The 12,710-nt window shown below is 66.6% G+C and carries 17 protein-coding genes; 6 read left to right on the forward strand and 11 right to left on the reverse strand.

The annotated features are described in order from the left end of the window. Window positions 1-47: 47 nt before the first annotated feature. The 4 genes from AC13FN_RS09745 to AC13FN_RS09760 all read right to left on the reverse strand — a co-directional run bounded on the left by AC13FN_RS09745 (window position 48) and on the right by AC13FN_RS09760 (window position 3,242). Window positions 48-1,028, reverse strand: coding sequence for a FecR family protein (locus AC13FN_RS09745; protein ID WP_049437571.1), 981 nt, complete (start codon window positions 1,026-1,028; stop codon window positions 48-50). Window positions 1,029-1,097: 69 nt separating this feature from the next. Continuing rightward, window positions 1,098-1,628, reverse strand: coding sequence for an RNA polymerase sigma factor (locus AC13FN_RS09750; RefSeq protein ID WP_019337777.1), 531 nt, complete (start codon window positions 1,626-1,628; stop codon window positions 1,098-1,100). Between the two features lie 16 nt (window positions 1,629-1,644). Next, window positions 1,645-2,325 carry an STN domain-containing protein gene (locus tag AC13FN_RS09755; protein WP_049437573.1) on the reverse strand — a complete coding sequence of 227 codons (681 nt, stop codon included), beginning with the start codon at window positions 2,323-2,325 and terminating at the stop codon, window positions 1,645-1,647. Between the two features lie 452 nt (window positions 2,326-2,777). Beyond that, window positions 2,778-3,242 carry an Lrp/AsnC family transcriptional regulator gene (locus AC13FN_RS09760; protein WP_005413654.1) on the reverse strand — a complete coding sequence of 155 codons (465 nt, stop codon included), beginning with the start codon at window positions 3,240-3,242 and terminating at the stop codon, window positions 2,778-2,780. Window positions 3,243-3,369: 127 nt separating this feature from the next. Between AC13FN_RS09760 and AC13FN_RS09765 the strand changes: the two genes are divergently transcribed. From AC13FN_RS09765 to AC13FN_RS09790, 6 genes are all read left to right on the forward strand, one after another. Next, window positions 3,370-4,101 carry an AzlC family ABC transporter permease gene (locus AC13FN_RS09765; RefSeq protein WP_049437574.1) on the forward strand — a complete coding sequence of 244 codons (732 nt, stop codon included), beginning with the start codon at window positions 3,370-3,372 and terminating at the stop codon, window positions 4,099-4,101. Further along, the gene (locus AC13FN_RS09770; protein WP_049437576.1) at window positions 4,098-4,412 is read left to right on the forward strand and encodes an AzlD family protein; all 315 of its coding nucleotides are present in this window, start codon (window positions 4,098-4,100) and stop codon (window positions 4,410-4,412) included. The genes AC13FN_RS09765 and AC13FN_RS09770 overlap by 4 nt, the downstream gene beginning before the upstream one ends. A 220-nt stretch (window positions 4,413-4,632) precedes the next feature. Beyond that, window positions 4,633-5,214, forward strand: coding sequence for a hypothetical protein (locus AC13FN_RS09775; RefSeq protein WP_152906228.1), 582 nt, complete (start codon window positions 4,633-4,635; stop codon window positions 5,212-5,214). Window positions 5,215-5,588: 374 nt separating this feature from the next. After that, window positions 5,589-6,068 carry a hypothetical protein gene (locus AC13FN_RS09780; protein ID WP_049589804.1) on the forward strand — a complete coding sequence of 160 codons (480 nt, stop codon included), beginning with the start codon at window positions 5,589-5,591 and terminating at the stop codon, window positions 6,066-6,068. Window positions 6,069-6,204: 136 nt separating this feature from the next. Continuing rightward, window positions 6,205-6,633, forward strand: a complete 429-nt coding sequence (locus tag AC13FN_RS09785) for a PAS domain-containing protein (RefSeq protein ID WP_049403401.1) — start codon at window positions 6,205-6,207, stop codon at window positions 6,631-6,633. Then, the gene (locus AC13FN_RS09790) at window positions 6,630-8,159 is read left to right on the forward strand and encodes a diflavin oxidoreductase (protein ID WP_482984685.1); all 1,530 of its coding nucleotides are present in this window, start codon (window positions 6,630-6,632) and stop codon (window positions 8,157-8,159) included. The genes AC13FN_RS09785 and AC13FN_RS09790 overlap by 4 nt, the downstream gene beginning before the upstream one ends. 93 nt (window positions 8,160-8,252) lie before the next feature. Here the strand turns inward: AC13FN_RS09790 and AC13FN_RS09795 are convergent, their stop codons facing one another. From AC13FN_RS09795 to AC13FN_RS09825, 7 genes are all read right to left on the reverse strand, one after another. Further along, window positions 8,253-8,921: an ATP-binding cassette domain-containing protein gene (locus AC13FN_RS09795; protein WP_197645379.1), complete on the reverse strand. Its 669-nt coding sequence runs from the start codon at window positions 8,919-8,921 to the stop codon at window positions 8,253-8,255. Next, complete coding sequence (gene modB, locus AC13FN_RS09800) at window positions 8,911-9,594, reverse strand: molybdate ABC transporter permease subunit (RefSeq protein WP_006371078.1); 684 nt, start codon at window positions 9,592-9,594, stop codon at window positions 8,911-8,913. The genes AC13FN_RS09795 and modB overlap by 11 nt, the downstream gene beginning before the upstream one ends. A gap of 3 nt (window positions 9,595-9,597) precedes the next feature. Continuing rightward, window positions 9,598-10,341 (reverse strand): molybdate ABC transporter substrate-binding protein, encoded by a 744-nt coding sequence (gene modA / locus AC13FN_RS09805; RefSeq protein ID WP_482984684.1) that lies wholly within the window; start codon window positions 10,339-10,341, stop codon window positions 9,598-9,600. A 22-nt stretch (window positions 10,342-10,363) separates the two neighbouring features. Beyond that, a complete protein-coding gene (locus AC13FN_RS09810; protein ID WP_227853078.1) occupies window positions 10,364-11,140 on the reverse strand; it encodes a helix-turn-helix domain-containing protein in 777 nt (258 codons plus the stop codon). A gap of 68 nt (window positions 11,141-11,208) precedes the next feature. Beyond that, complete coding sequence (locus AC13FN_RS09815; RefSeq protein ID WP_329921496.1) at window positions 11,209-11,574, reverse strand: hypothetical protein; 366 nt, start codon at window positions 11,572-11,574, stop codon at window positions 11,209-11,211. Continuing rightward, on the reverse strand, window positions 11,571-12,113 hold the full coding sequence (gene mobA / locus AC13FN_RS09820) for a molybdenum cofactor guanylyltransferase (protein WP_478412618.1): 543 nt from the start codon (window positions 12,111-12,113) through the stop codon (window positions 11,571-11,573). Before mobA ends, AC13FN_RS09815 begins: the two co-directional genes overlap by 4 nt. Before the next feature lie 105 nt (window positions 12,114-12,218). Further along, window positions 12,219-12,707: a molybdenum cofactor biosynthesis protein MoaE gene (locus tag AC13FN_RS09825; protein WP_482984683.1), complete on the reverse strand. Its 489-nt coding sequence runs from the start codon at window positions 12,705-12,707 to the stop codon at window positions 12,219-12,221. Window positions 12,708-12,710 lie beyond the last annotated feature (3 nt).

Consider the following 12,710-nt stretch of genomic DNA (forward strand, 5'->3'; position numbering starts at 1 on the left):
CCTTGCTTGCAACAGCCCTGCGCGGTGCGCACGGCCAGCGTCTTCATCTATCCAAGGACGGCAATGCCACCCGGAAAGCGACGCAGATCCAGCGACATCGTCAGTCGCAGCTGCTCAAGTGCCGCGTCCGGATCATCGATGCGGAAACGACCACTGACCGGTGCGCGCGCCAACGCCGATTCGCCCAGCAGTACCTTGCCGCGGCGGTAACGGTTGATCTCCTCCACCACCTCACGCAGCGGTGCGCGGCGGAACACCAGCATGCCCTCGGTCCAGGCACTCACTTCCGACGCCACGGCCTCGGCCACCACACCACTGAGGCGCTCGTCGTACTGGGTCTGCTGGCCCGCCTGCAGCTGCAGCCGGCCCTGCGGATGCTCGATGCGGGCACTGCCCTGCAGGCAGGTCACCCGCACCTGGCCATGGGTGTTGCGGACGTCCAGGCGCACCGCTCCCTCATCGGCAATCACGCAGCCCGGGCCCGCGAACAACGCCAGGCGCAGGCCGGCCTGGGTCTCGATCGCGGCCTGGCCCTGCACCAGCTCGAAGCCTTCGCCCTGCGTGTCCGCGCGGCGGCGCAGGCTGCTCTGCGTATCCAGTTCGATCTTCAGCTGCGGCGAGGGCGCGATCTGCAGTCGCTCACCGGTGCCAGTATGGAAATCGGCTGCCATGGCCGTCACCGAGGGCCACAGCCCCAGCGGCGGGCGGATGGCCGCCACCACTACCAGGCTGGCCGGGGCGGCAATCGCGGCGCCCAGGAAGGCGCGTCGGCTCCAGCGCTGGGCCGGCGTCGGCACGACCGGTTGACGCGCGGTGGCGGGCAGCTGCTCGCCTGCCAGGCGTACCTGCTCCCATTGCCGGCGCGCTCGGCCAAACGCTTCGCGATGACGCGGGTCAGCCTCACACCAGGTACGGAACCTGCGCCCGTCGGCGGCGGTCGCCTCGCCCGAGGTCAGCCGCACCACCCACGCGTGGGCCTGACGCTCGACGGCATCCAGCGGGCGTTGCGGGCGATCGTCAGGATCCATGAGGGCTCATGCCGGACCCGCACGCTGCGGGGTTCTGCTCGGCGTCAAAGTGTAGACGGATGCCGTCGCTCAGAACCGCACCTGGCGCCCCTGCCCGCTGCGCTCGGCCAGGTAATCCTGGGCCGCCTTCAGCTCACGCTGCACCAGCCGCAGCGACACGCCGAGGTGGTCGGCCACGTCGCGCTGCTGCAGGCCATCGACGCGGATTGCCAGCAGGATGCGGCGACGGCGCTCGGGCATGCGCTGCAGCAGGCCGACCATGTCTTCCAGCGCGAAGTCCAGTTCGGCCGCCTGCGCCGGGCCGGGTGCCGGGTCGGCCATGTCCATCAGCGTATCCACCTCCTCCAGGCTCAGCAGGCGGTGGTCTGCACGTTGGCGGTCGATCACGGTATTCATCGCCATGCGCAGCAGGTAGGCCGCGGGGTTCTGTACGGCGTCCAGGCGATCACGCCGCGCGCTCAGGCGCATCCAGGTGTCCTGCAGCGCGTCGCCGGCCAGCTCTTCCGAGCCCAGCTTGCGCACCAGCCGGCGCTTCAGCTCATCGTAGGCACCCAGAAGGTGGTCCATCAGGTCAACTGCCCCAGCCGTACCGTTGCTCATGTTCGAATCCTTGAAGTCATGGAAGGGGCGCGCGCCGGCCACAGTCGTGGTCGGTGCCGGAAGGTCGGATCTGCAGCGTTACCGGCTGCGCCAGCGCGCCAGCCTCGGCCGCCAGCACCAGGCCCTGCATCGCCTGCAGCAGGCGTGCATCGCGACGGGCGCTGCCACTGCCTGACAGCAGCTCGGGCGCATGCACCTGGCCTTCGCTGTCGACATGGAAACGCAGCGTCGCGGCATAGCGGCCGGGCGCGATCTCCGGGTCGTCACAGAACACTGCGCGCAGGCGCTGCTGCAGCCCGCCGTAGCGACGCCGGCGCTCGGCATCGGGAAGATCGACGCCAACACCGGGTTCGGCGACGGAGGACGTGCCCCGGCGCAGCACCACACGCTGCTCGCCGATCACCTCGGCCTCGATACCGGAGTCCTGCAACAGCACCTTCAGCGCAGGCAGCGGCGCCAGGCTGGCGCGCAGCGCATGGCTGCTGCGGCCCGCAGCAAGATCGCCCGGGTACATCACCGACCACCCGCTGATGACGCTGAAGCGCTCGACCGCCTGTTCCAGCGGCTGCGCAGGGATGTCGTAGGCATGAACAGCGTCCTGTGCGGCAGCGGCAAAGGACAGCAGCAGCCATGCGGCGATGGCCACCTTCCAAGTTCTGACCGCATGGTGTCCATTCAGCCCCCTGACGTAGAACACATGACCCTCGGCAGCGACAGCAGCTGCAGTGGACGCGCACCACGACCGGAACCCCGGCCCGCGCGCGACCCGCAAGCGGGCTCAAACCGTACCGGTGCCAGATGTCATTGCGATGACCGCCGCCACGGCTGACGCCGAGGCAGGCTCCGTAAAGCCAGTCACGCATCAGGAATCAATGAATCGAGCAGACAGGTTCATCTGCGCACGGGATCCGACCCCGACAGATCGCGGAAGCTGTCAGGCGGCGGGGCGGTATGGCCAGGCAGGACCGTTGGCGCCATGGATGGCGCCATCGAGCCCCCAAGGAAGGGTTTACGGCGTGTCCTGCCTGGCCATACCGCCCCGCCGCCCCACGGAGAATCTCTGTTGCTGTGCTGTTGCTCCTGAGGTTGCCGGCCAGCGGCCGGCACTACCGCGGGTGCCGGGTGCAACCCGGCCGGAACCCACCATCCTCAAAGCGGCAACTGGGTCGTCTGCTTGATCCGCTGCATCGGAATTTCGGTCTTCGTGTTCTGCACCCCGGCGATCCGGTTCAGGTGCTGCATCTGGAACTGCCGGTAGGCATCAAGGTCGGCCACCGCCACCCGCAGCAGGAAATCGCAGTCGCCCGCCATCAGATGGCATTCAAGCACTTCCGGGAATGACTTGATGCTGTTGATGAAGTGGTTGGTGGTGTCCTCGTCCTGCCCGCGCAGCCACACCCGCACGAACACCGTGAAGCCGCGGCCCACCTTGGCCTCGTTCAACAAGGCCACATAGCGATCGATGTAGCCGCCCTCCTCCAGCAACCGCACCCGGCGCAGGCAGGCCGACGGCGACAGCCCGACCAGGCGAGCCAGCTCCAGGTTCTGCAGGCGGCCGTCGCGCTGCAGGGCGTCGAGAATGCGCCGATCGAGGTTGTCGAGCTGGTACTGCATGGGATTTCACCCGTGTGACTTCTGGCCGCATGAAATATCAATCATCCAGAATCAAGTGGCATCAACGCAACCCGATTTCGTGATCGGACCGCTAGCATGGGCCACCCCCACCTCGTTGTGCCGTTCCATGGACGCCCGTACCACCCTCCCCCTGCCAGACATCTGCGATACCGCGCCGCGTGCCGAATTCCTGCGCGGCCTGCGCGCCGCGGTACCGGTGATGATCGGCTTCATTCCCTTCGCCCTGGTACTCGGCGCGCAGGCGGCCCAGAAGGGCCTGAGCGCACTGGAAGTGCCGCTGATGACCGGCCTCAACTTTGCCGGCGGGTCGGAGTTCGCCGCCGTCGAACTGTGGACGTCGCCGCCACACATCGCGCTGATCGTGGCCATCACCGCGCTGGTCAACAGCCGCCACCTGTTGATGGGCGCCAGCCTGGCCCCGCTGCTGCAGCACCTGCCGCGCCGCCGCGTGCTGCCGGCCCTGTTCTTCATGTGCGACGAAAGCTGGGCGATGGGCGTGGCCGATGCGCGCCGCCGTGCGCTCGGCTTCAGCCTGGCCTACTACCTGGGCGTATCGGCAGGCCTGTACACGGTCTGGGTGGCCTGCACCGCGCTGGGCGCAATCGTCGGGCCGATGCTGGGCGACATCCACGCCTACGGCTTCGACATGGCCTTCCCCGCCGTGTTCCTGGTGCTGCTGCGCGGCATGTGGCAGGGCATGAAAGCGGCGCGGCCGTGGCTGGTGAGCCTGGTGGTGGCCGCTGCAACCTACCTGCTGATCCCGGGAGCGTGGTACGTGGCCAGCGGCGCCCTGGCCGGCCTGGCCGCCGCCTGGCTGCTGGCGGAGGACGCAGCATGATCTTCAACGGACTGATCCACTGGACCTCGGTGCTGACCATCGTGCTGATGGCCGCCGCCACCTACCTGACCCGCATCGTCGGCTTCCTCGCGCTGCGCAACCGCACGCTGAGCAAGCGCGCGGTAACGGTGATGGAAGCCGCACCGGGCTGCGTGCTGATCTCGGTGATCGCCCCGGACTTCGTCGCCGACAAGCCCGCCGACCTGGCCGCACTGGCGATCACCCTGCTGGCCGCCACGCGGCTGTCGATGCTGCCGACGGTGCTGATCGGCGTGGCCTCGGCCGGAGTGTTGCGTTATCTGATGGGCTGACACACGCGCGACTTCACAACGTGGTGCGACTGGAGGCACAAGTGTCGCCATTAGCACGACCTGGACATTTGCCTGCCGCGTCAAATGTGGCCCGGAGCCACCTACTGGAGGTGTTTGAAACAATTCCGATTGCCTGATCGAGCCACAGTCGATACGCATTGACTACCGAGCCAGCGGGTTGAGCTGATCGGTCAATCGACGTCAAACGTGGAGAGTACCAATGAGCAATCTACGAGCGATCGTGGCGGCAATCGGTATCACCCTCATCTCTGCTGGCTGCGGGCCAATGGAGTGGCAGTTGAGCGCATCGTGCGAAGAAACCAAGAAGTGCCGGATAGAAGGCAGGATTGGAGGCAAGATCGGCGGAGGCGAACGCGATGGCATATTTTGGTTCGAGCGAATTCTGCTGGCGTCGACATCGGAAGTCCCAGATGCCGCGCAATTCGAAATCGACGTCTCGGGTTCATCCATAGCCTTCCCAGCCAATGGATCTGTAACCCTGCTGCTGTTTGACGCCAGGCAAGGAGCCACCATCGCCGCCAAGCAGTTCCAATGGCATCGAACAGGAACCGTCCTCCGGCTTGTCGATCCGGATGGCGCGAACGCCTGGGCCGCATCTGCGTCCGGTCCAGCGACCGAGTTGAGGTATGACCTTGCAACATTCGATGTAGGTGCAGCCCCTGGACCAAACACCATCGCGGCGGCCTCTCGATATGGCGGAGCCACCAAAGCGGCTTCAGTCTCGGAATTTCAAGTCTGTACGAAGTATCCATCGCCGTATCAATGCGGGCTGACCCCCTGATGCAGCGCCGCCAGTCCAGGCGTACCCAACCAGGCTCCGCCCTCGGGCACTATGCTGGGCTGGCGGCAATCCTTCTGGCCACAAGTGCGTGCCAATCCCTCCAGCTGCCTCCCCGGAACCTGGTCAGTCCCGATGGAGGGTATGCCACCCTGTTGCGAGGCCCTTCCTCGCATCTGAAGATCAGCACAGTGTCAGTGCTACCCGGCCCGGAAAGCTCGGAGTATGCCAACCGATCCATCGAGTGCGGGTGGTCATCCGTCGCAACTCTGCTTCTCTGGGCAGATGGAGCGCTTTCGGCCATGCAAGCATCACAGCTTTGCAAGGCCGCCGCACGATCCGCTGGACTGCCGCTCCAGGCAAATGGGCTGGAATGGATGCCTGTGCGTTACCAGCTCACGATCGTAAGTGACGGAGGCGGCATCTGGCGACAACTGCCAGGACCAGAGCCGCCGGGCCAGGTGGTCAGCTTCTGGTTTCCCTCCGGCCCCGACACCGATTCGCTGCGCAAGCGCGTGATCGCCACCACCGCGCATGAGTTCCAGCATATCGCCACCGCATTGTCTGGGCAGCCGCGGCGCGGCGGGCAGCGGGAACCAGACGCCTATCTGGCAGGCGCATGTGCCCAGCTGGTGATCGAAGGTGCAGTTGCACGTACGGATCTGCCAAGCGGACACGATCCGCGAGCTGATCCGTTCCTGCCATCCGCAGCCAGGCGCTCCGCGCACGCGGGCAGTACGACCGGGACAGCGCTGCTGCGGTTCTTCGGTGACGCGGAAACCTTGCGCATCAATGAGGGAGGCCGCCACCTGGTGCAGCATTGCCACGAGACGATCGGTTTTCCCCTGCAGCAGTGAACGCCCACTGCGACACCCGGTCGCAGGCCTTCGCGCCACGCACTTGACCAATGTCAAACCGCCCGCTGCCGTGCGGGCGTATCTCTATGCAGGACCCGAACACGCCGGCGCTACCGGCATCCACAAGGACCCTGCGATGAGCTACACCCCCGACAACACCCAGCTGCTGAACGCCATGCAGAACGTCATGGTGATCTCCACCACCGACCTGCAGGGCAACATCACCTATGCCAACGACCTGTTCTGCACGCTCACCGGCTTCGCCCGCGAGGAACTGATCGGCCAGCCGCACAGCATCGTGCGCCATCCGGATGTGCCCAAGGCTGTCTACAAGGACATGTGGGACACCATCAAGGCCGGCAAGACCTGGACCGGCATCGTGCCCAACCTCGGCAAGGGCGGTGTGCTCTATGTGGTCGATACCACCGTGCAGCCGCTGTTCGACGCCGACGGCAACATCACCTCCTACATCAGCATCCGCCGCGTGGTGAACGACCTGATGCAGAACTACGACCTGGTCGAGTTCAGCAAGGAAAAGTTCGACGACTTCTACGAGGCCGCGTGAACGCCCTCCCGACCAGTACGCCCTTCAGCCGCTTGCTGGTGGGTTTCGCATCCGAGTCGGGCAATGCCCGCGCCCTGGCCCAGCGCCTGGGCGCGGACCTGCAGCCGCACGCGCCGCAGGTGCTCCCGTTCAACGACATCGACGTGGCCAGTCTCGGCCAAGGCGATGTGCTGCTGGCGATTTCCAGCTCGTTCGGCGATGGCGAACCGCCGGCCAACGGCGAGCAGTTCTTCGAAACACTGCGCCAGACCCCGACGCTGAGCGGCCTGCGCTATGCGGTGTTCGGCCTTGGTGACACCGGCTACCCCAGCTTCTGCGGCTTCACCAAGGCGCTGGATGCTGCGCTGTGCGAGCGACAGGCGCAGCCGCTGCTGCACCGCGTGGACGCCGACCTGGGCTACGAGCAGTTCTTCCAGCAATGGCAGCCGGTGCTGGGCCAGGTGCTGGCTGGCGACCTCAACGCTGGCCAGGACCTGCACCTGCAGGTCACCGCCTATGGCGAAGACAATGCCTTTGCCGCCCCCATTCTCGAACGCCGCCGCTTGAACAGCAGCGACCCGGCCGCCTGGCACCTGCAGTTGGACATTGCCGGCAGTGGCATGGCCTACCGCGCGGGCGACACCCTGCACGTGATGCCCGAGAACGACCCTGCCCTGCTGCAGGCATTGGCCGCCTGGTTTGGCGACACCGCCGCCGTGGCCGCCCTGCATGACCGCGAGCTGCGCCTGCTGAGCAAGGGCGTGCTGCGCGAACTGGCCAAGCTCGGTGGCAGCGAGCTGCTGAAGGGCCTGTTGAAGGTCAGCCAGAAGCGCGAGCTGGACGCCTACCTGCACGGCCTGGACCTGCTGGACGTGCTGCAGGACCACGCCAGTCCGGGCAGCGTGCCGCTGGCCCGACTGCGTGAACTGCTGTCACCGCGACTGCCGCGCGCCTATTCCATCGCCTCGCACCCGTGCGACGACCAGCTGAGCCTGTGCGTGCGCGAAGTGCGCTACACCCTGCGCGGCCGCGAACGCTTCGGCACTGCCACCGGCAGCCTGCTGCATGGCGGCAACCATGCCCGTGTGTACTGCCGCTCCAACCCCGGCTTCCACCTGCCCGATACGGGCGAGGCACCGCTGCTGCTGGTCGGCACCGGCACCGGCATCGCACCCTTGATGGGCCTGATGCAGGAACTGCAGGCCGGTGCCTGCGAACGCGAAGTGCACCTGGTGTTTGGCGAGAAGCACAGCCAGCACGACTACCTGTATCGCGACCAGCTGCAGGACTGGCACACGCGTGGCGTGCTGGCCGGCCTGCATACCGCGTTCTCGCGCGATGGCGTCGAAAAGGTCTATGTGCAGCATGTGCTGCAGCAGCGCGCCAGCGAGGTGCGTGATGTGCTGGCCCGCGGCGGGCATCTGTACCTGTGCGGCAACAAGAACCATCTGGAGGGCGCGGTGCGCGAGGCCATCGATGCCATCGGTGGTGAAGGACACTGGGACACACTGCGGGGCGAAGGCCGCACGCACTGCGAATTGTATTGATCCTTTGATCCTGTATAGCCGAGCCCATGCTCGGCTGCTGTTGGCGGTGTCGCGCAGAGCAGCCGAGCATGGGCTCGGCTCTACAGGTGCAGGTCAATCGCCGACGATGCGGCCGTCCATCACGCGCGCCACCTGCTGGCCGAACATGGCCACGTCCTGCGGGTCGTGGCTGATCAACAACAACGGGATGCCGGTCTTGTCCAGCACGGCCTCCAGCTCCTGCCGCAGGTGCTGGCGCAGGTCATGGTCCAGCGCGGAGAATGGCTCATCCAGCAGCAACGCCTGCGGTTGTGTCACCAGCGCGCGCGCCAGTGCAGTGCGCTGGCGCTGGCCACCGGAGACCTGCGCGGGCAGCAGTTCGCCCACCGTGTCGATGCGGAATGCGTGCAACCACTGCTCCACCGAATCGAAGCGCTGGCCCACGCGCGGATTCAACCACCCCTTCTGCAGACCGAACGCCACGTTCTGGCGCACGCTCAGGTGCGGGAACAACGCGTAATCCTGGAACACATATCCCAACCGGCGGCGCTGCGGCGGCAGATCCACGCCGGTGGCCGCATCGAACAGAGTCTGCCCCTGCACGCGCACATGGCCCCGACCCGGCCGCAGCAGCCCGGCCACCGCCTTCAGCGTCAGGCTCTTGCCCGCGCCCGAAGGCCCGAACAGCACCACCTGGCGCTGCGTGCACTGCAGCGATACGTCCAACACGAAATCCTGGCCGGCCGCCTGCAGGCGGCGCTGCACCTGCAGATCAAGCCACATCGCGCAGCTCCCGGCGACGCCCGCCCACCAGCCGCGCGGCCAGCAACAGGATCACGATGCAGACCACCGAGGTCAGGATGACCAGCGCATTGGCCTTGCCATCCTGTCCGGCCTGCACCGCCTCGTAGATGGCGATCGACAGCGTCTGCGTGCGACCTGGAATGCTGCCAGCCACCATCAGCGTCGCGCCGAACTCGCCCATCGCGCGTGCAAACGCCAGCAGCAGCCCGGCAAGAATGCCGCGCCAGGCCAGCGGCAACGTGATGCGGAAGAACACCGCCGCTTCGGACACTCCGAGCGTGCGTGCGGCCTGCTCCAGCTGCCCGTCCACTTCCTCGAACGCCGCGCGCGCCGGCTTGAACACCAACGGCAGCGAGGCCACCGCCGCAGCGATCACCGCCGCCTGCCAGGTGAACACCAGATTGATGCCGAACCACGATTGCAGCCACGCCCCGATAGGGCCGTTGCGACCGATCAGTACCAACAGGTAGTACCCCAGCACCGTCGGTGGCAGCACCATCGGCAGGGTCAGCAGCGAATCCAGCAGCTCGCGGCCGGGAAAGCGCCGGCGCGCCAGCAGCGCGCCCAGTGCTACGCCCAGCACCAGGTTGATCGCGGTGGCCCAACCGGCCACCTTCAGCGACAACCCCAGCGCGCTCCAGTCCAGATCCATGCCTCAGGGCTTGCCGAACCCGTGTTTGGCCAAGATCGCGTGGCCCTGTGCCGAGCGCACGAAGGCGGTGAAGCGCCTGGCCTCCGCCGGCTGTGCACTGGCCTTGATCACGGCCAGCGGATACGCGATGCGACCGGCCACCGGCACCGCAAAGGCGCGGCGCACCCGGTCGGGCATCGCCTGCGCATCGGTGGCATAGACGAAGCCGGCATCCACTTCACCGCGTGCCACGTAGTCCAACGACTGGCGCACGTTCTGCGTGGTGATGGCCTTGCCCTGCACCGACGGCCACAGGCCCGCCGCTTCCAGTGCACCCTTGGCATAGCGGCCCACCGGCACGCTGTCCGGGTTGCCCAGTGCGATGCGCTGTACACCAGCACCGGCCAGGTCCTTCAAGGTACGCGGCGCCGCCTTGGCCTGCGGCGGTACCACCACCCACAGCGCATTCACCGCGAACACCTCGCGGGTACCGGCGGCCAGCAGATCCTGCTGCTGCGCCTGGTCCATCGTGGTTTCGTCGGCCGAGGCGAATACATCCACCGGTGCACCGCGGCTGATCTGCTGCAGCAGTACGCCAGACGCGGCAAAGTTGAAGTCGACCTTGGTGCCCGGGTGCGCCTTCTCGTAGGCCGCGCCCAGTTCACGGAAGCTCTCGGTCAGGCTCGACGCCGCCGACACCGTCAGGTCGGCCGCCCAGGCCGGAACTGCAGCCAGCATTCCCAGCAACAACAGCCCCGCTCGCTTCATGGTCGGCCCCTTGGTTGTCTGATCAGTCCAGTCCGGATTCCCGGGTCACGGCCAGTTCCGCCAGCCGCTCGGGTTGCAGCAACAGCATCTCACGTTGGTTCACCGCAATCACACCCTCGTCGCTCAACCGGCGCAGCACCCGGCTCACCGTCTCCGGCGCCATCCGCAGGTAGTTGGCGATCTCGGTACGGGCCATGCTCAGGTTGAACCGGGTGGCCGAGAATCCGCGCCGGGCATAGCGCTCGGAAAGATCCAGCAGGAACGCCGCCATGCGCTCCTCGGTGCGATGGTTGGCGGCCAACGTAGCGACCTTGCCGATCTCGGCACTGAGCAGGCTGAACAGCCGTGCCTGCAACCCCGGCATGCGGGTGGCCAGCAGGCTCAATCGCGGGAAGGAGATGCGGCACAGATAGACCGTGTCCAGCGCCACGGCATTGCAGGGAAAGCGTGCACCGTGGATGGCATTGAGCCCGATCACTTCACCGGGCAGGCTGAAGCCCAGCACCTGCTCGTTGCCCTGGCTGTCATCGACAAAGGTCTTGACCATGCCGGCACGCACGGCGGCGATCGAATCGAACGGATCGCCGGCACGGAACAGGTAGTCACCGGCCTGGAACGGCCCCACGTGGTCAACCAGCACATGCAGCTCGCCCAGCGCGGTCTTGTCATAGCCCTGCGACATGCAGGCATCGGAGAACGCGCAGGTGCTGCAGAAATGCAGCGCATCACCGTCATCGGCCGCCGCAGGATTGGGCGTGGCCGGTCGGGACGCAGAGGGAGCGGAGGGGTTCAGGGGCATTGCAGCAACGCAGGAACGAAGGCCGTCATCATACGACAGCGGGGCGCCCTTCCCTGCGCACCATGCGCCTACTCTGGCGCAGGTTCAGAACGTCGCTGCGGGCCACGCTGGCGCATGCTGTCGCGCACGTCCACGTCGAACTGCAGCTGCAGCATGCTGTCGTCGTCCAACGCGATACCGAAGCCCAGGCCATCGCGGCAGGGCAGCCGCCCCGCCAGCCCTTCAACAGCTTCGCGTGGCAACACCAACCGGCAGAACGTGCCGCCATCAAGCAGCACGGCCTGATCGCCTGCATGCAACGAGACCGCTGCGCCCCAGCCGCCACTCCCACCGAAGCGGGTCAGGCTCTCCACCGACTCCCCCCCAAGCAGTCGTGCCAGTTCCTCTTCATCCACGCGCAGGCGCATCGATTGCTGTTGCAGCTGGACCTTCATGCTGTGATGGACTCCCATTCCGACGGGGTATTGCAGTTGAGCAGCAACGCCTGATCCTCCCGCGCCAGTGGCAACCGCGTCACGCCCAGGCGCTCCTGCAGGACGCGCAGTGAACGGCGCGCCATGGGGTCATTGATGAAGGCCTGCAGCACGCGGCGGCAATGATCATCGATCTGCAACCGCATCGGCAACGGTTCATCGTCGAATACCGTGCAGGCACGCGCTTGATCGGCCTGCAGCCGTTGCAACAGCATGGGTGTCACCTGCGGCGTATCGACCGGCACCACCCAGGCGGGGCCATCAGTCATCTGCATCGCCACGCTGTAGAGTCCACCCAGTGGTCCGCAGCGCGCAACCCGATCCGGGATCCCGCCAAACGCCGGATAGTTGCCGCTGACCCAGACCTCGCGCGCGCCCGCCTGCTTCAACAGGCCCCGCATGTGTTCCAGCAGCGTGCGTCCCTGCCAGGGCAGCAGCGCCTTGTCGCGGCCCATCCGAGTGGACAGGCCCCCGGCCAGCACGATGCCGTTGATGCTCATCGCAGTAGAGCCACGCCATGCGTGGCTGCGCCGGCCGGATGCGCGGGAAAGGCCTCATCCACGCATGGCGTGGATCTACTGAATCCCGCGCCCTGAAGGGCGTGGTCAATGCCCGTGGCCATGGGGGTGCAAGGCTTCGCCGTCGGCATGGCACAGGCTGCAACCCTCGCTCCACTGGCTGTCGCCGTCCTCGTAATGCTCCTGCTTCCAGATCGGGCACTGGTGCTTCACCACTTCGATCAACTGCCGGCAGGCCCGGAACGCCTCGTCACGGTGCGGGCTGCCGGCGGCCACCACCACCGCCACATCGCCGATGCCAAGCCGGCCCTTGGCATGCGCCACATATAGCTTCAGCTTCGGACCGAACGTGGCTTCGACCTCGGCCGCCAACCGCTTGAACTCGTTCAACACCAGCGGTTCGAACAGGTCGTAGGTGATCCCGGTCACCCGCCGGCCCACATTGACGTCGCGCACCTTGCCGATGAACACATCGATGCCGCCGAAGCCGGGATCGGAGACCGCCGCGATGCCTTCGGCCGGATCGATCGCCGCCTGCGCGCGGTCCACCACCTTCGTGATGATCTTCTCGCTCATCGC

This window comes from Stenotrophomonas sp. 115C5 (assembly GCF_056861055.1).

Coding starts and splice junctions, on each gene's coding strand:
- AC13FN_RS09745 (WP_049437571.1), bottom strand. CDS start 1,028: ATGGATCCTGACGATCGCCCGCAACGCCCGCTGGATGCCGTCGAGCGT.
- AC13FN_RS09750 (WP_019337777.1), bottom strand. CDS start 1,628: ATGAGCAACGGTACGGCTGGGGCAGTTGACCTGATGGACCACCTTCTG.
- AC13FN_RS09760 (WP_005413654.1), bottom strand. CDS start 3,242: ATGCAGTACCAGCTCGACAACCTCGATCGGCGCATTCTCGACGCCCTG.
- AC13FN_RS09765 (WP_049437574.1), top strand. CDS start 3,370: ATGGACGCCCGTACCACCCTCCCCCTGCCAGACATCTGCGATACCGCG.
- AC13FN_RS09770 (WP_049437576.1), top strand. CDS start 4,098: ATGATCTTCAACGGACTGATCCACTGGACCTCGGTGCTGACCATCGTG.
- AC13FN_RS09775 (WP_152906228.1), top strand. CDS start 4,633: ATGAGCAATCTACGAGCGATCGTGGCGGCAATCGGTATCACCCTCATC.
- AC13FN_RS09780 (WP_049589804.1), top strand. CDS start 5,589: ATGCCTGTGCGTTACCAGCTCACGATCGTAAGTGACGGAGGCGGCATC.
- AC13FN_RS09785 (WP_049403401.1), top strand. CDS start 6,205: ATGAGCTACACCCCCGACAACACCCAGCTGCTGAACGCCATGCAGAAC.
- AC13FN_RS09795 (WP_197645379.1), bottom strand. CDS start 8,921: ATGTGGCTTGATCTGCAGGTGCAGCGCCGCCTGCAGGCGGCCGGCCAG.
- modB (WP_006371078.1), bottom strand. CDS start 9,594: ATGGATCTGGACTGGAGCGCGCTGGGGTTGTCGCTGAAGGTGGCCGGT.
- modA (WP_482984684.1), bottom strand. CDS start 10,341: ATGAAGCGAGCGGGGCTGTTGTTGCTGGGAATGCTGGCTGCAGTTCCG.
- AC13FN_RS09810 (WP_227853078.1), bottom strand. CDS start 11,140: ATGCCCCTGAACCCCTCCGCTCCCTCTGCGTCCCGACCGGCCACGCCC.
- AC13FN_RS09815 (WP_329921496.1), bottom strand. CDS start 11,574: ATGAAGGTCCAGCTGCAACAGCAATCGATGCGCCTGCGCGTGGATGAA.
- mobA (WP_478412618.1), bottom strand. CDS start 12,113: ATGAGCATCAACGGCATCGTGCTGGCCGGGGGCCTGTCCACTCGGATG.
- AC13FN_RS09825 (WP_482984683.1), bottom strand. CDS start 12,707: ATGAGCGAGAAGATCATCACGAAGGTGGTGGACCGCGCGCAGGCGGCG.